Annotated in this window: 16 protein-coding genes and 1 tRNA gene; 6 read left to right on the plus strand and 11 right to left on the minus strand. The window is 64.6% G+C overall.

Annotation, left to right across the window (positions count from 1 at the left end; all coding sequences use genetic code 11):
- Positions 1 to 33 precede the first annotated feature (33 nt).
- From VK792_RS03480 to fabA, 3 genes are all read right to left on the minus strand, one after another.
- Positions 34 to 822 carry an enoyl-ACP reductase FabI gene (locus tag VK792_RS03480; protein ID WP_326295957.1) on the minus strand — a complete coding sequence of 263 codons (789 nt, stop codon included), beginning with the start codon at positions 820 to 822 and terminating at the stop codon, positions 34 to 36.
- A gap of 133 nt (positions 823 to 955) precedes the next feature.
- Entirely contained in the window at positions 956 to 2,185 is a 1,230-nt protein-coding gene (gene fabB / locus VK792_RS03485) for a beta-ketoacyl-ACP synthase I (RefSeq protein ID WP_326295958.1), read from the minus strand.
- A gap of 206 nt (positions 2,186 to 2,391) precedes the next feature.
- Positions 2,392 to 2,901: a bifunctional 3-hydroxydecanoyl-ACP dehydratase/trans-2-decenoyl-ACP isomerase gene (fabA, locus tag VK792_RS03490; protein ID WP_326295959.1), complete on the minus strand. Its 510-nt coding sequence runs from the start codon at positions 2,899 to 2,901 to the stop codon at positions 2,392 to 2,394.
- A gap of 196 nt (positions 2,902 to 3,097) precedes the next feature.
- Here fabA and irrA point away from each other — a divergent pair, with 196 nt between their 5' ends.
- Positions 3,098 to 3,514, plus strand: coding sequence for an iron response transcriptional regulator IrrA (gene irrA / locus VK792_RS03495; RefSeq protein ID WP_326296063.1), 417 nt, complete (start codon positions 3,098 to 3,100; stop codon positions 3,512 to 3,514).
- A gap of 36 nt (positions 3,515 to 3,550) precedes the next feature.
- Here the strand turns inward: irrA and VK792_RS03500 are convergent.
- The 3 genes from VK792_RS03500 to VK792_RS03510 all read right to left on the minus strand — a co-directional run bounded on the left by VK792_RS03500 (position 3,551) and on the right by VK792_RS03510 (position 4,733).
- Positions 3,551 to 3,636: transfer RNA gene (locus VK792_RS03500), tRNA-Leu, on the minus strand.
- A gap of 52 nt (positions 3,637 to 3,688) precedes the next feature.
- A complete protein-coding gene (locus VK792_RS03505) occupies positions 3,689 to 4,225 on the minus strand; it encodes a tetratricopeptide repeat protein (protein WP_326295960.1) in 537 nt (178 codons plus the stop codon).
- A 31-nt stretch (positions 4,226 to 4,256) separates the two neighbouring features.
- Positions 4,257 to 4,733, minus strand: coding sequence for an Lrp/AsnC family transcriptional regulator (locus VK792_RS03510; RefSeq protein ID WP_326295961.1), 477 nt, complete (start codon positions 4,731 to 4,733; stop codon positions 4,257 to 4,259).
- A 105-nt stretch (positions 4,734 to 4,838) separates the two neighbouring features.
- On the opposite strand from VK792_RS03510, the gene putA reads away from it, so the two are divergent.
- Genes putA through VK792_RS03525 form a run of 3 tightly spaced genes read left to right on the plus strand, consistent with a single transcriptional unit; the run spans position 4,839 to position 9,406 of the window.
- Complete coding sequence (gene putA, locus VK792_RS03515; protein WP_326295962.1) at positions 4,839 to 8,264, plus strand: bifunctional proline dehydrogenase/L-glutamate gamma-semialdehyde dehydrogenase PutA; 3,426 nt, start codon at positions 4,839 to 4,841, stop codon at positions 8,262 to 8,264.
- 30 nt (positions 8,265 to 8,294) lie between these two features.
- The gene (locus tag VK792_RS03520; RefSeq protein ID WP_326295963.1) at positions 8,295 to 9,038 is read left to right on the plus strand and encodes a rhomboid family intramembrane serine protease; all 744 of its coding nucleotides are present in this window, start codon (positions 8,295 to 8,297) and stop codon (positions 9,036 to 9,038) included.
- Complete coding sequence (locus VK792_RS03525; RefSeq protein WP_326295964.1) at positions 9,035 to 9,406, plus strand: GFA family protein; 372 nt, start codon at positions 9,035 to 9,037, stop codon at positions 9,404 to 9,406. Before VK792_RS03520 ends, VK792_RS03525 begins: the two co-directional genes overlap by 4 nt.
- Before the next feature lie 54 nt (positions 9,407 to 9,460).
- On the opposite strand, the gene VK792_RS03530 is transcribed toward VK792_RS03525, so the two are convergent.
- Positions 9,461 to 10,252: an inositol monophosphatase family protein gene (locus VK792_RS03530; protein ID WP_326295965.1), complete on the minus strand. Its 792-nt coding sequence runs from the start codon at positions 10,250 to 10,252 to the stop codon at positions 9,461 to 9,463.
- A 72-nt stretch (positions 10,253 to 10,324) separates the two neighbouring features.
- Positions 10,325 to 10,645, minus strand: coding sequence for a hypothetical protein (locus tag VK792_RS03535; RefSeq protein ID WP_326295966.1), 321 nt, complete (start codon positions 10,643 to 10,645; stop codon positions 10,325 to 10,327).
- Positions 10,646 to 10,830: 185 nt separating this feature from the next.
- On the opposite strand from VK792_RS03535, the gene recJ reads away from it, so the two are divergent.
- On the plus strand, positions 10,831 to 12,582 hold the full coding sequence (gene recJ, locus VK792_RS03540) for a single-stranded-DNA-specific exonuclease RecJ (protein ID WP_326295967.1): 1,752 nt from the start codon (positions 10,831 to 10,833) through the stop codon (positions 12,580 to 12,582).
- Positions 12,583 to 12,634: 52 nt separating this feature from the next.
- On the opposite strand, the gene VK792_RS03545 is transcribed toward recJ, so the two are convergent.
- Together VK792_RS03545 and VK792_RS03550 are read right to left on the minus strand one after the other, a co-directional pair.
- Positions 12,635 to 12,976: a hypothetical protein gene (locus tag VK792_RS03545; RefSeq protein WP_326295968.1), complete on the minus strand. Its 342-nt coding sequence runs from the start codon at positions 12,974 to 12,976 to the stop codon at positions 12,635 to 12,637.
- A 1-nt stretch (position 12,977) separates the two neighbouring features.
- Positions 12,978 to 13,217, minus strand: a complete 240-nt coding sequence (locus VK792_RS03550; protein ID WP_326295969.1) for an Lrp/AsnC family transcriptional regulator — start codon at positions 13,215 to 13,217, stop codon at positions 12,978 to 12,980.
- A gap of 128 nt (positions 13,218 to 13,345) precedes the next feature.
- Between VK792_RS03550 and hisB the strand changes: the two genes are divergently transcribed.
- Complete coding sequence (hisB, locus tag VK792_RS03555; protein WP_326295970.1) at positions 13,346 to 13,933, plus strand: imidazoleglycerol-phosphate dehydratase HisB; 588 nt, start codon at positions 13,346 to 13,348, stop codon at positions 13,931 to 13,933.
- 45 nt (positions 13,934 to 13,978) lie between these two features.
- On the opposite strand, the gene VK792_RS03560 is transcribed toward hisB, so the two are convergent.
- Positions 13,979 to 14,566 (minus strand): DUF2306 domain-containing protein, encoded by a 588-nt coding sequence (locus tag VK792_RS03560; RefSeq protein ID WP_326295971.1) that lies wholly within the window; start codon positions 14,564 to 14,566, stop codon positions 13,979 to 13,981.
- Positions 14,567 to 14,571: the final 5 nt, after the last annotated feature.

Here is a 14,571-nt window from a genome sequence, read left to right on the forward strand (position 1 = left end):
GCGGAAATGGGACGAAGTCGCGGTGATCTGCGGTTACAGGTGTTCGGCCTGTGGCATCCCGAGGATATGGAACCCACCGTCCACACGCACGATTTCACCCGTGGTGCAGGCGCCGGCGTCGGAAATCAGCCAGACCGCGGTACCGCCCACTGCCTCGAGCGTCGCGTTCGAGCCGAGCGGCGCGTTTTCGTCGGTGTGCTTGTAGGTCTTGCGCGCCCCGCCGATCGCAGCCCCGGCGAGGGTTTTCATCGGGCCCGGGCTAATCGCGTTGACGCGGATGCGGTCCGGGCCAAGGTCGTTGGCCAGATAGCGCGTTGCCGATTCCAGTGCCGCCTTCGCGACGCCCATGACGTTGTAGTTCGGCGTCACCCGGTTCGAGCCCATGTAGGTCATGGTCAACAGCGTCCCGCCGTTGTCCTTCATCAACGGATAGGCGCGGCGCGCCACGTCGACGAAGGAATAAACCGAGATGTCCATCGAATTCTTGAAGTTGGCCCGGCTGGTGTTCAGGAACCGGCCGGTCAGTTCGTTCTTGTCGGAATAGGCAATGGCATGCACCAGAAAATCAAGCCGGTCCCAGCGCTGCGACAACGCGTCGAATGCGGCATCAAGGCTGGCATCGTCGGTCACATCCACGTCGACCATGAAGTCGCTGCCGACGCTTTCAGCGAGCGGTGCCAGACGCTTGCCAAAGGCTTCGCCCTGATAGGTGAAGGCCAGCTCGGCCCCGGCCTCGGCACAGGCCTTGGCGATGCCCCAGGCGATGGACCGTTCATTGGCGACGCCCATGACAAGGCCGCGTTTTCCCGACAAAGACAGCATGAGCGCCCCCCGTTTTTCCTGAGTTGATCCCTAGGCGACAGCGCCGCGCGAGGCAAGCGGTTCGGCACGGTGCACAGGGAAAACAAAGGCCCCGGGGGACCCCCGGGGCGCGATGCCGTGTTCTGCGATTGCCTTAGCTGCGATACTTGCTGAGCAGCATCGAGCCGTTGGTTCCGCCAAAGCCGAAGCTGTTGGTCATCACCGTATCCAGCCCGGCGTTTTCCACCAGTTCAGTGGCGATTTCATCAGGGTTCAGCGCCGGATCCAGCGTTTCAACGTTGATCGACGGTGCGATAAAGTCATGTTCCAGCATCAGCAGGCAATAAATCGCCTCTTGCGCACCCGTCGCGCCCTGGCTGTGACCGGTCATCGACTTGGTGGAACTGACCGGCGGGGTGCTGCCCTCGCCAAAGACGCGGCGCACCGCCTCGATCTCGCCCACGTCGCCCACCGGGGTCGACGTGCCGTGCGCGTTGATGTAGCTGACCTTGCGATCTTCGGACAGGGTGGACAGCGCCACGCGCATCGCCCGCTCGCCGCCTTCGCCGGACGGGGCCACCATGTCGGCCCCATCCGAGGTCGCGCCGTAGCCGGTGACTTCGGCATAGATCTTCGCACCACGCGCCAGCGCGTGATCAAGGTCTTCCAGCACCACGATGCCCCCGCCGCCCGAAATCACGAAGCCGTCGCGATCCTTGTCGAACGCGCGCGACGCCTTTTCCGGCGTATCATTGAACTTCGAAGACATCGCGCCCATCGCATCGAACAGGCACGACAGCGTCCAGTCCAGTTCTTCGCCACCACCGGCAAACATCACATCCTGCTTGCCCAGCATGATCTGTTCTGCCGCGTTGCCGATACAATGCAGGCTGGTCGAGCAGGCCGAGGTGATGGAATAGTTGATGCCCTTGATCTTGTAGGCGGTCGACAGGTTGGCGCTGATGGTCGAGCACATGCATTTCGGCACCGCGAACGGCCCGATCCGTTTGGTCGCTCCGCTGTTCAGTACGGTCTGATGCGCGGTCAGCATCGCGCTGGTCGACGGCCCGCCCGACCCGGCCACAAGCCCGGTGCGCGGGTTCGACACCTGGTCATCGCTCAGCCCCGCATCGGCAATCGCCTGACCCATCGCGATATAGGCATAGGCCGCCCCCGGCCCCATGAAACGCAAGGTGCGTTTGTCGACGTGCTGGGTGACGTCCAGCTTGATTTCACCGGCAATCTGGCTGCGGAACCCATGTTCCTTCATCGCCTCGTTGGCCGTGATCCCGGATTTCCCGGCCTTGAGCGAGGCCAGGACCTCTTCGGTGTTGTTGCCGATACTGGAAACGATCCCCAAACCCGTGACGACGACGCGGCGCATGTGGCCTCCTTACATGTTGCTTCTGGCTTACTAGGCCATGGCGGGCCTTGGGTGCAAGGTGCGGCGTCAAGAGTTGCCTCGCGAAACCGGGTGCTTCAACGCCTGTGCCCTGTCGCCCGGGCAACAGGGGCCAAAGGCTCAATGCAAAAGACCCGCGCAGACCGGGTCCGCACGGGTCTTGCAAAGGGTGCCGGTCTTGCTGCGTATCAGCTCTCGCTCAGCGCCACCTTCATGTCCTTGACCACATAGATCACCTCGCCGTCGGCCTCGACGATGCCGTCGGCGACGCCCATGGTCAGGCGGCGGGTCTGGATCGCCTTGGTGAAATCCACCTTGTAGGTCAGCATTTTTCGGTCCGGGCGGACCATGCCGGTCAGCTTGACCTCGCCCACGCCCAGCGCATAGCCGCGCCCCAGCCAGCCGCGCCAGCCCAGGTTGAAGCCGGTCAGTTGCCACAGCCCGTCCAGACCCAGGCAGCCCGGCATGATCGGGTTGCCGGGGAAATGGCAGTCAAAGAACCACAGGTCCGGGGTGATGTCGAATTCCGCCACGACGTGGCCCTTGCCATGCAGGCCGCGGTCGCCGGAAATGTCGGTGATGCGGTCCATCATCAGCATCGGCGGCGCAGGAAGTTGGGCGTTGCCGGGGCCGAACAGCTCGCCCCGAGCGCATTTCAGCAGGTCTTCCTTGTCGAACGTGGTCGGGAAATCGGCCATGCCTGTGCATCTCCTTGGTCTTTGGGCGCGCAATACGTCGGTTGTTTCTTGGCCCCCCCTATCACCGCGCCCGCAAGGCTTGCAAGCCTCGCACATCGGCCGCAGCCAAGGCCCAGATGGGGAATTCATTTGAAAACGGGGGCGTGTGGCCTTAAATACCAAGTAACAAAAGCAAGACAGGCTGACCATGACAACCATGAACGCTCAGGCAACGGAACGCGGCACCCAATGGCTGTCAACTGCCGGGTTGCGCCCGACGCGGCAGCGCGTGGCTCTGGCAGCTTTGCTGATTGGCGACGGTCAAGACCGTCACGTCACCGCCGAAAGCCTTTACGACGCGGCGCAGAAAACCGGCGATACGGTGTCACTGGCCACGGTTTACAACACGCTGCGCGCGTTTTGCGAGGCGGGCCTGATGCAGGAAGTGACAGTTGACGGCTCGCGCAGCTATTTCGACACCAACACCCACGATCACCCGCATTTCTTCTGGGAAGACGACGGAACATTGACCGACGCACCGGCAGAAGAACTGCAAATCGTGCGCTTGCCCTCTGCGCCCGAGGGCGCCGAGATTGCCAGCGTTGACGTGGTCATCCGCCTGCGCCGCACCTGATCTGCGCGCAGGCAGTTATCACATCAAAGGTTTGGATGGTACCCGCGGCCGGACTCGAACCGGCACGGCACATAGGCCTAGGGATTTTAAGTCCCCTGTGTCTACCATTCCACCACGCGGGCGACAGGGGGTGTTTGCCGCAAATTTCCTGCCTTGACCAGTGCGGAATGGCGGTCAAAGTTCCTCGCCCGGCGGGGGCAGCAGAAAACGTTCCGGCAACCATGGGTTCAGTGCCAGAGCCATCCTAAGCGCCGCGTGACCTTCGTCTTTGCGGCCAAGGCCCAGCAGGGTCAGCCCCTTGCCCGCCAGTGCGGCGATGTGATGGGGGTTCAGTGCCAGCGCACGCTCAAGATCGGGCAACGCTGCGGCATAATCCTCGCGCAGGAAATGTATGAACGCGCGCTGGTTGTACCCCTCGGCATAGTCCGGACAATAGTCGACCAGCCGGTTGAAATGATCCAGCGCCCGCAGGAAATCATAGCTTGAGCGCGCAGTCATGCCGTCGTCCAGCAGGCTTTGCGCCGGTTCGTCCGGCGCGTCGGCCCACAGTTCCCACATCTGGTTGGTGATCTTGCGCGCCTCCATATCATTCTTGGCCGCCTGCACCTGTGTCATCAGGTCAAACAGTTCGGCCTTGTGATCGGGCGCCGCAGGGCATTCGGCAAAGGCGCGGCCTGCAAGGAACAAAAGGGGGATCAACGCGCGTTTCATGGCGGTAATGGTGCGCCGCAAATGCCGCGCGTCAAGTCACGTCGCCGAGATCGCCCTCTTTCACTGCCTGCATCGCCACATAGGTCGAGGTCGACGACACATGCGGCAGGGTCGAAATCTTCTCGGCCAGAACCATGCGATAGGCCCGCATATCGCTGGTTCGGACCTTCAGCAGATAGTCGAAATTCCCCGCGATCAGGTGCGCTTGTTCGATCTCAGGAATGCGGGTGATGGCGGCGTTGAAGTCTGCCAACGCGCGTTCACTGGTGCTGGTCATCCGCACCTCGACAAAGGCGACGTGATCCAGACCCAGCTGGATCGGGTCAAGGATCGCGCGATAGCCCCGGATCACGCCCGCCGATTCCAGCCGTCGCAGCCGCGCCTGCGTCGGCGATTTCGACAGGCCGATCTGGCGCGCAAGGTCGGTGATCGACAAACGGCCATCGCCCCCCAGCGCGGCGATGATCTTGCGGTCGAACGGGTCAAGGTCGATCTGGTCGTTTTGCATCTTTGATCCGGCGAAATGAAGTCAAAACGCACAGCAAAGTGCCCATGAACAGACATTCTTCCCGTACATTCCCGGATATCCTATGGCATCGACCCGGAGATAGCCATGCCCAAGGACACCATGACCGACCTGCGCGCCCTGATTGACACCGAAACCTATGCCGATGAGGCCGCCATCGTCGCGCGCCTGCGCGGCGAAGCCAACCTGTCCGACGCCGCGCGCAAGGCCATTGGCGCCCGGGCGGCGCAACTGGTGCGCGACATCCGGGGCGCCACCCGGCCCGGGCTGATGGAAGTGTTCCTGGCCGAATATGGCCTGTCCACCGACGAAGGCATCGCGCTGATGTGTCTGGCCGAAGCGCTGCTGCGCGTGCCCGACGCCACAACCATCGACGCGCTGATCGAGGACAAGATCGCCCCCAGCGACTGGGGCCGTCACCTTGGGCAATCGACATCTCCTTTGGTGAATGCGTCGACCTGGGCGCTGATGCTGACGGGCAAGGTGCTGGACGATGCCGCCCCCGGCCCCGTCGGCCACCTGCGCGGCGCGATCCGGCGGCTGGGCGAGCCGGTGATCCGCACCGCCGTGGGCCGCGCGATGAAGGAAATGGGCGCGCAATTCGTGCTGGGCGAAACCATCGCCGCCGCGATGAAGCGCGCCTCGGGGATGGAGGCCAGGGGCTATACCTATTCCTACGACATGCTGGGCGAGGCGGCGAAAACCGAAGGCGACGCGCGGCGATATCACCTGGCCTATTCCCGAGCCATCGGCGCGATCGCCGAGGCGGCGAAGGACAGTGACATCCGCAGGAACCCCGGCATCTCGGTCAAGCTGTCGGCGCTGTTTCCGCGCTACGAGGACGCCCAGAAAAAGCAGGTGATGGAACAGCTTGTGCCGCGGCTGCGCACGCTGGCGCAACTGGCCGCCAGCGCCCGGATCGGTCTGAACATCGACGCGGAAGAGGCCGACCGCCTGTCGCTGTCGCTGGACGTGATCGAGGCGGTGTTGTCCGAACCCTCGTTGAAGGGCTGGGACGGATTCGGCGTCGTGGTGCAGGCCTACGGGCTGCGCGCGGGCCCGGTGCTGGACTGGCTTTACGACCTGTCGACCCGGCTGAACCGGCGCATCATGGTGCGGCTAGTCAAGGGCGCCTACTGGGATACCGAAATCAAGCGCGCGCAGGTGGCAGGGCTGGGACGGTTCCCGGTTTTCACCTCGAAATCCGCGACCGACATCAGCTATATCGCCAATGCCCGCAAGCTTTTGGGCATGACAGACCGGATTTACCCGCAATTCGCCACCCATAACGCCCACACCGCCGCCGCCATTCTTGAAATGGCGGACGACAAGGACGCCTTCGAATTCCAGCGCCTGCACGGCATGGGGGAATCGTTGCACGACCTGCTGCACGGGCGCGAAGGCACCCGGTGCCGGATCTACGCCCCCGTCGGCGCGCATCGCGACCTTCTGGCCTATCTCGTGCGGCGCCTGCTGGAAAACGGTGCCAACAGTTCCTTCGTCAACCAGATCGTCGACGAAGACGTCCCGCCAGAGGTGGTTGCCGCCGATCCGTTCGATGCCGCGCCCGCCCAATCCCTGACCACCGGGCCAGAGCTGTTCCTGCCCGAGCGGATCAATTCCCGGGGGTTCGATTTGCGGCACCGGCCGACGCTGGACGCGGTCGAGGCCGCCCGCACGCCCTTTGCCCGACACCTGTGGCAGGCCAGCCCGATGACCGCGACCGCCGCCCCCGGCGGCGAAACCGCAGCGGTCATCAACCCGGCGGTTCTGTCCGACACCGTGGGTCAGGTGACCTGGGCGACACCCGAAACCGTGGCCCGCGCGGCCGAGAGCGCCCGCCGCTGGCAGGCACCGGCCAGCGAACGCCGCGCCGTGCTGAACCGGGCCGCGGATCTTTACGAAGACCACTTTGGCGAAATCTTCGCCCTGCTGGCGCGCGAGGCCGGCAAGACCCAGGCCGATGCCGTGGCGGAACTGCGCGAGGCAGTGGATTTCCTGCGCTACTACGGCGCCCATGCCGATGACAGCGCGGCCATCGGAACCTTTGCCTGTATCAGCCCGTGGAACTTTCCGCTGGCCATCTTCACCGGCCAGATCGCCGCGGCGCTGGCCGCCGGCAACGCCGTGCTGGCCAAGCCTGCCGAACAAACCCCGCTGATCGCCCATCGCGCGGTCAGCCTGTTGCATCAGGCCGGGGTGCCTGTCAGCGCGTTGCAACTGCTGCCCGGCGCAGGCGATGTCGGCACGGCGCTGACCTCGAACCCCAATGTCGATGGCGTGGCCTTCACCGGCTCGACCGAGACCGCGCAGATCATCCACCAGACAATGGCCGAACACCTGGCCCCCGGCGCGCCGCTGATTGCGGAAACCGGCGGGCTGAACGCGATGATCGTCGACAGCACCGCGCTTCCCGAACAGGCGGTCACGGCGATTGTCGAATCCGCCTTCCAGTCGGCGGGTCAGCGCTGTTCCGCCCTGCGCTGCCTGTATGTTCAGGAAGACATCGCCGACGACCTGCTGACCATGCTGCAAGGCGCGATGGACGCGCTGGTGATCGGCGAACCGTGGGATGTGTCGACCGACGTCGGCCCGGTCATCGACGCAGAGGCCCGTGCAGACATCGCTGCCCATATCGCCAAGGCGCAGGCCGAAGGCCGGGTGCTGAAGACCTACTCGACCCCGGACAACGGCCATTTCATCGCGCCGACGCTGATCCGGGTGACGGGCATCGCCGATCTGGAACGCGAAGTCTTTGGCCCCGTCCTGCATGTCGCGTCCTTCAAGGCATCGCAGATCGACGCGGTGATCGACGCAATCAACGCCACCGGCTATGGCCTGACCTTCGGCTTGCAGACCCGGATCGACGACCGGGTGCAGCACGTGTCGGAACGGATCAAGGCCGGCAACGTTTATGTCAACCGCAACCAGATCGGCGCCATTGTCGGCTCGCAGCCCTTTGGTGGCGAAGGCCTGTCCGGCACCGGCCCCAAGGCGGGCGGGCCGCATTACCTGCCCCGGTTCCGCAGCCAACCGGCCAACGACACGGGCGGCAGTTGGACCGGCAAGGCCGACCTGACCGCGTTGTCCAAGGCCATCGCCGCCGCGCAGAGCGAAACACCTGTGTCGCGCCACGAACTGCCGGGGCCGACCGGCGAATCCAACGTGTTGACCTGTTTCAGCCGCGCACCTGTCCTTTGCCTAGGTCCGGGGGCTGAGACAGCTGAGAGGCAGGCCCACGCGATCCGCGCCTTCGGCGGCGTGGCGGTGGTGGCCGATGGCGATGTGCCCGCGAACTGGCTGGCGCAGGTGCAGGGGATCGGCGCGGTCCTGTGGTGGGGCGATGTCGACACCGCCCGCGCCTATCGCCAGGCGCTTGCCGCGCGTCCCGGCCCGATCCTGACCCTGGTCACCGGCGCACCGGACGCGGGCCACGCGCTGAGCGAGCGGCACGTCTGTGTCGACACCACCGCAGCGGGCGGAAATGCAGCGCTTCTGGGCGGGGCCGCTTGACGGCCCCACAAAACCCGCCAATCTGGCGGCATGTTTCCGATCCGTGACCATAACCCGTCGGGCCGTACGCCCTATGTGACCTACGCGCTGATCCTGCTGAACTGCGGGATCTTCCTAAGCTATTGGTCAATGATGAGCGACATGCGGGCGATCAACCTGTTGTTTTACAATTGGGCGATGATCCCCGCGCGGATCAGCATGGGGGAAAATCCCGCGTCGCTGGTCACCTCGATGTTTCTGCATGGCAGCGTGATGCACCTGCTGGGAAACATGCTGTTCCTGTTCATCTTCGGCGACAACCTGGAAGATGAGATGGGGCATGTCGGGTTTACCGTGTTCTACCTGTCAACAGGGGTCGTCGCCGGGCTGGCGCAGTATATCACCGCGCCCTATTCCCCGGTTCCCACGGTTGGCGCATCTGGGGCCATCGCCGGCGTGATGGGCGGATATCTGTTGCTGTTCCCCAAGGCGCGGGTCGATATCCTTGTGATCCTTATCGTGTTCTTCCGGGTCTTTCCGATCCCGGCCTGGGTGATGCTGGCGCTTTGGTTCGCAATCCAGGTTTTTGGTGGGCTGGGCTCTGCTGGCGATCAGGGCGGCGTGGCCTATTGGGCGCACGCAGGCGGTTTCGTGGCCGGCCTGCTGCTGGCGATCCCGGTCTGGCTGCGCCGAGGCGGCACGGCCTTCTGGGACCGGACCCACGGCAAGCCGCCGCACCCCGAGGCCCGCTATGAACTGTCCCAATCCCGCATACCGAAAGTGAGACGCAAATGACCGATCCCGTCAAAGTCACCTGCCATTGCGGCGCGGTGGAACTGCGTGTCCGGCTGACCGACGGCCTGAACACCGCGCGGCGCTGCACCTGTTCGTTCTGCCGCCGCCGGGGCGCCGCGGCGGTGTCCGCGCCGCTCGACGGGGTTGAGGTGGTCAAGGGGGCCGACAAGCTGACTCTATACCAATGGGGCACGATGACCGCGAAGCATTACTTCTGCTCGGTCTGCGGCAACTACACCCATCACCAGCGCCGGTCGAACCCGAACGAATATGGCGTCAACATGGGCGCAATCGAAGGGGTGAACCCCGCCGATTACGAACCGATCAAATGGAGCGACGGCGTCAACCACCCGTCAGACCGCACGTAGGGCACCGGAAAGACCACCCCTTGACCGGGGGGGCGATGGCGGCCCGCGACCGGATCAGGCGTCGCGGATGGTCTTGGCAAAGTGGCTGAAGATCTCGTTGTTGGCACACAGGATCGAACCGGTTTCCAGCGGATCCTGATCCTTGCGCACGCCCTCGACCAGACCGCCGGCCTCTTGCACGATCAAGTAACCCGCAGCGATGTCCCAGATGTTCAATTCGCGTTCCCAGTAGCCATCGTACCGACCCGCAGCGACATACGCCAGGTCCAGCGCGGCAGAGCCGAAGCGGCGCACACCGGCGCATTCCGGCATCAGGCGGGCCAGGTCCTTCAACGTCGCGGGCAGCGTGCGCTTGGCGGCAAAGGGCACGCCGGTGGCGAACACCGCCTCGATCATCCGGGTCCGGCCCGATACACGCAGACGCTTGCTGTCGTTCAGCCAGGCGCCAGCGCCCTTCTCGGCATAAAACATTTCGTCCTTGGCAGCGTCGAAAACGACCCCGGCGACGATCTGGCCCTTGTGTTCCAGTGCGATGGAAATTGCCCAGTGCGGCAAGCCATGCAGGAAGTTGGTTGTACCGTCCAGCGGGTCGACGATCCAGCGACGGGTCGGGTCCTTGCCGTCTTCTCCGCCGCCTTCCTCGCCCAGCCAGCCATAGGTCGGCCGCGCACCCATCAGTTCTTCCTTAAGGATGTTTTCGGCTGCCAGATCGGCACGGCTGACGAAATCGCCTGCGCCCTTCATCGACACTTGCAGGTTCTCGACCTCGCGGAAGTCCTTGACCAGCGAACGGCCGGCCTTGCGGGCGGCCTTGATCATGATGTTAAGATTGGCGCTGCCCTGCATGGCGATCGGCTCCTGAAAATGGATCAGGCCGCGCTATACGCGGCCCGAGACAGTTTGCCAAGGCGTGATGGATTACTTGTAAAGCACGCCCTTTTCGCCGACCGGCGCATAGGCGCGCGGGGCATAGGACTGATAGGTCCGTTTCTTCGGGGCCGAGGCACGATTGTAATAGGTGCCCGTGGTGTTCGGGTTGCCGCAGCAGATGACTCCGCCCACGGTGATCGGCTGAAGACCGGCCGGGCAATTGTTTTCCGCCGGGTATGCATAGATCAGCATGTCCGAATTCGGATTGTTGGTGCCGTCACCCATATACATGTCGCCCCAGGCAAGGGCGCCGCCGGCGCTCAGGACCACGGCGACGGTCGCGCCGGTGATGGCTTTCAGGAATGGCATGGTGTCCCCCTTGCTGCGCAAATGCTTGTTTACCTTGGGCTTCACGCTACCACCATTGTCCGGCAAGTCAATTTCTTAGCGCCCCGGAAACCGTTTTTCCGCACCCGGTGTCACCGCAGGACACAGGGGTTTGCATTTTCCGTCAGGCGCTGCCACATCTCGGCGGGTCTTGGCAGGGTGGGCAGATGACGGAACAAGCGGCATTTCTGGGCGTAGAGCATTCGCTGACCGGGCGGCGCTGGGTCGGACCGACAGCGGAAACCACCCGTCTGGCAGAAGCGATGGCCCAGCAGACCCCGCTGCCCCAGCCCCTGTGCCTGACCCTGGCCCGGCTGGGCGTGCCGGTGGCCGAGGCCGAAGCCTATCTTCTGCCCACGCTGCGCGATCTGCTGCCCGATCCGCGCCGGATGCGAGACTGCGACACAGCCGCCGCGCGCCTGCTTGCGGCGGTAAAACATCGCCAGCGCATCGCGATTTTCGCGGATTACGACGTCGACGGCGGCAGTTCCGCCGCACTGTTGATCGACTGGTTTCGGCACTTCGGGATGACCGCCACGTTGTATGTTCCTGACAGGATCGACGAAGGCTATGGCCCCAATGTGCCCGCGATGCAGGCGCTTGCACGCGACCATGACCTGATCGTCTGCGTCGATTGCGGAACGCTCTCGCACGAACCCATCGCTGCGGCGACCGGCGCGGATGTTGTGGTGCTGGACCATCACCTTGGTGGCGAAACCCTGCCCCCCGCTCTGGCGGTGGTAAACCCCAACCGGCAGGACGAAGATGGTGCGCTGGCGCATCTGTGCGCCGCTGCCGTCGTGTTCCTGGTACTGGTCGAGGCGGGGCGCCAGATCCGCGAAGACGGCGCCACGGGCCCGGACCTGATGGGCTTTCTGGATCTCGTGGCGCTGGCCACCGTTGCCGATGTTGCGCCGCTGCAGGGTGTCAACCGCGCGCTGGTGCGACAAGGACTGAAAATCATGGCGCAACGCGGCCGTCCCGGTCTGGTCGCGCTGTCGGATGTGGCCCGGCTGGACCGCGCCCCAAGTTCCTATCATCTGGGGTTCGTGCTGGGCCCGCGCGTGAACGCCGGCGGTCGGATCGGCCAGGCCGACCTGGGCGCGCGCCTTCTGGCCTGCGAAAATCCGCACGAAGCCCGCGCCATGGCCGAACGGCTGGACCAGTTGAACACCGAACGTCGCGACATCGAGGCGGCGGTCCGCGCCGCGGCCCTGGAACAGGCCGAGGCCCGCGGCCTTGAGGCACCGCTGGTCTGGGCGGCGGGCGAAGGGTGGCATCCCGGCGTGGTCGGCATCGTCGCCTCGCGGTTGAAAGAGATGACCAACCGCCCGGCGATCGTGATCGGGCTGGACGGCGACGAAGGCAAGGGATCGGGCCGGTCGGTCAGCGGTGTCGATCTTGGCGCGTCGATCCAGCGGCTGGCATCCGAAGGGTTGCTGATCAAGGGCGGTGGACACAAGATGGCCGCGGGACTGACCGTTGCGCGCGACCGGATCGAACCGGCGATGGCCCGGTTGTCAGAGTTGCTGGCCAAACAGGGCGCGGGGCAAGGTGGGGCAGCGGATTTGCGCCTTGACGGGCTGCTGATGCCCGGGGCCGCGCAGGTCGATCTGATCGAACAGATGGAACAGGCGGGCCCTTTCGGCGCCGGTGCCCCTGCCCCGCGCTTCGTGTTTCCCGATTGCCAGATCACCTTTTCCCGCCGCGTCGGCGACAGCCACCTGAAAATCGGGTTCGGCGACGGGTTGGGCGCGCGGCTGGATGCGATCTGTTTCGGGGCCTTCGACGGCCCGCTTGGCCCGGCGCTGGATGGACACGGCGGCGCACGGTTCCACCTGGCCGGACGGCTGGAGATCAACGAATGGGGCGGGCGGCAATCTGTCCAACTGCGGCTGGAAGACGCCGCACCGGCATAGGCAGACCGGGAAGGCCAGACCGGCAAGACCAGACCGGCCCGCCTCACCGAGTTCAATCGATCGGAAATTTCCGCAGACAGGCTTTCGCCTCGGCCTGGAATTCTGTCAAGGTCTGATTCACGTCGCGTCGCGCCCCCACGGCCTTGAGCGCAGCCAGTTTCTGCCGCTCTGTCCCGCTGACGTATTTTTGCAGGATCGCATAGCTGATGACATTGGCGCCACGGGCATAGTTGCGCCCCAGAAAGCCCGCCGTTTCCAACGTGTTCGCCGTTGCGGAAATCACGAAAGCGCATTTCAGCGCCTTGGCTTCGTCGCCTGCATAGACTTTGCGTTCCCCGGCGGTTGCCGCGCCGCTTGCAGCGATCAACGCCGCGATCAATACGACGCGGATCATGTCAGAACGCCTTGAACGTCATGGTGGTCAGGGTGCGTTCGACCCCGTCGATATCGACGAAATGGCCATTGATATACTTGCCCACGTCCTCGCCGGACGGAATATACAGCTTCATCAGCAGATCGTACTCCCCAGACGTCGAATACAGCTCTGAATGGATTTCGCGCAGCGCGATTTCCTCGGCCACGCGATAGGTGGTGCCGGGTTTGCAGCGGATCTGGACGAAGACACAGGTGGTCATGCAAGCCTCTTATCTGTTCGGGCGCAGGCTGGCACAGCTGCCACGCGGGGGCAACGTCGAAAACGCAGGGACTTGGCCCCCGCCCCGCTGCCGCCTATAAGGCAGCCGATCCACAGCAGGAGACGCCGATGCGCAGCGCCACGATCACCCGCACCACAGCCGAGACCGAGATCACCGTGACCGTGAACCTCGACGGCACCGGCGCTTATGACAACCAGACCGGCGTCGGGTTCTTCGACCACATGCTGGACCAGCTGGCGCGCCATTCGCTGATCGACATGTCGATCCGGGCCAAGGGCGACTATCACATCGACGACCACCACACGGTCGAAGACACCGGCATTTCCCTTGGTCAGGCGCTGGTACAGGCGCTTGGCAACAAGAAGGGTATCCGCCGATACGGGTCCTGCCTGCTGCCGATGGACGATGCGCTGGTACGCTGCGCGCTGGACCTGTCGGCGCGGCCCTTCCTGGTCTGGAACGTCGATATGCCGACGCAAAAGATCGGCACGTTCGACACCGAACTGGTGCGCGAATTCTTTCAGGCGCTGTCGACCCACGGCGGGATCACCCTGCATATCGACCAGGTACACGGGATCAACAGCCACCACATCGCCGAGGCCGCGTTTAAATCCGTTGCCCGCGCCCTGCGCGAAGCGGTCGAAGTCGACCCGCGCAAGTCCGACGCCATTCCGTCGACCAAGGGCGCGCTCTGACGCTCCGTGACGGCACGGGAAAGCGCCGCCCGGCCTGACGGGTTGTCAGCGGCGCAACCACGCTTCTGCGATCAACATGTTCGGCACCCAGGCCAGCCACGCCACCATCGCATAAGCGGTGTCGAACCCCAAGACCGCCGCCAGAATCGGCAGGTATAGCCGCAAGGTCACCGCGGCAAAGGTCAACGCGGCGGACCGCAGCATCCAGCGCCGGTGCTCCGCGATCCGCCCTGCCATTGCCAGCCACACCGCCCAGACCGTCGCCCCCAGCCACAGCACCGCCAGAGCGCCAAAGCCCCAAGCCGCGACCGGCCCGGCCCGCGTCGTCATCGCCAGCGCCAGACCGGCCAAGCCAGACACCACAACCGCAGCGCCATAGACCCGCCCCATCCAGCGATGCAGCCCCGGGCGCGCCTTGCGAAGACGCGGGCTGAACTGGACCGGCAACACGATCAGTGCCACCGGCGCCAACCCGATGTGGGCATAAAGCGTCAGCGCTTGACCATCCAGGCGATAGGCCATGAACGGCATGCCCATGGGCACCCCCAGCACAACAAACCGCCACGACACCAGCGCCACGGCAATCGACAGCCCCCAGAACAGAACGGCCCGCGAAGTCACAAGGAACGGCATGGCAC

Origin of the sequence: Mesobacterium hydrothermale, assembly GCF_035818635.1 — a bacterium.
In the GTDB taxonomy this organism is placed as follows: domain Bacteria; phylum Pseudomonadota; class Alphaproteobacteria; order Rhodobacterales; family Rhodobacteraceae; genus Mesobacterium_A; species Mesobacterium_A hydrothermale.

Coding starts and splice junctions, on each gene's coding strand:
- irrA (WP_326296063.1), top strand. CDS start 3,098: ATGAACGCTCAGGCAACGGAACGCGGCACCCAATGGCTGTCAACTGCC.
- VK792_RS03545 (WP_326295968.1), bottom strand. CDS start 12,976: ATGATCCGCGTCGTATTGATCGCGGCGTTGATCGCTGCAAGCGGCGCG.
- VK792_RS03520 (WP_326295963.1), top strand. CDS start 8,295: ATGTTTCCGATCCGTGACCATAACCCGTCGGGCCGTACGCCCTATGTG.
- recJ (WP_326295967.1), top strand. CDS start 10,831: ATGACGGAACAAGCGGCATTTCTGGGCGTAGAGCATTCGCTGACCGGG.
- VK792_RS03505 (WP_326295960.1), bottom strand. CDS start 4,225: ATGAAACGCGCGTTGATCCCCCTTTTGTTCCTTGCAGGCCGCGCCTTT.
- VK792_RS03530 (WP_326295965.1), bottom strand. CDS start 10,252: ATGCAGGGCAGCGCCAATCTTAACATCATGATCAAGGCCGCCCGCAAG.
- VK792_RS03480 (WP_326295957.1), bottom strand. CDS start 822: ATGCTGTCTTTGTCGGGAAAACGCGGCCTTGTCATGGGCGTCGCCAAT.
- VK792_RS03510 (WP_326295961.1), bottom strand. CDS start 4,733: ATGCAAAACGACCAGATCGACCTTGACCCGTTCGACCGCAAGATCATC.
- VK792_RS03560 (WP_326295971.1), bottom strand. CDS start 14,566: ATGCCGTTCCTTGTGACTTCGCGGGCCGTTCTGTTCTGGGGGCTGTCG.
- VK792_RS03525 (WP_326295964.1), top strand. CDS start 9,035: ATGACCGATCCCGTCAAAGTCACCTGCCATTGCGGCGCGGTGGAACTG.
- VK792_RS03535 (WP_326295966.1), bottom strand. CDS start 10,645: ATGCCATTCCTGAAAGCCATCACCGGCGCGACCGTCGCCGTGGTCCTG.
- hisB (WP_326295970.1), top strand. CDS start 13,346: ATGCGCAGCGCCACGATCACCCGCACCACAGCCGAGACCGAGATCACC.
- fabB (WP_326295958.1), bottom strand. CDS start 2,185: ATGCGCCGCGTCGTCGTCACGGGTTTGGGGATCGTTTCCAGTATCGGC.
- VK792_RS03550 (WP_326295969.1), bottom strand. CDS start 13,217: ATGACCACCTGTGTCTTCGTCCAGATCCGCTGCAAACCCGGCACCACC.
- fabA (WP_326295959.1), bottom strand. CDS start 2,901: ATGGCCGATTTCCCGACCACGTTCGACAAGGAAGACCTGCTGAAATGC.
- putA (WP_326295962.1), top strand. CDS start 4,839: ATGCCCAAGGACACCATGACCGACCTGCGCGCCCTGATTGACACCGAA.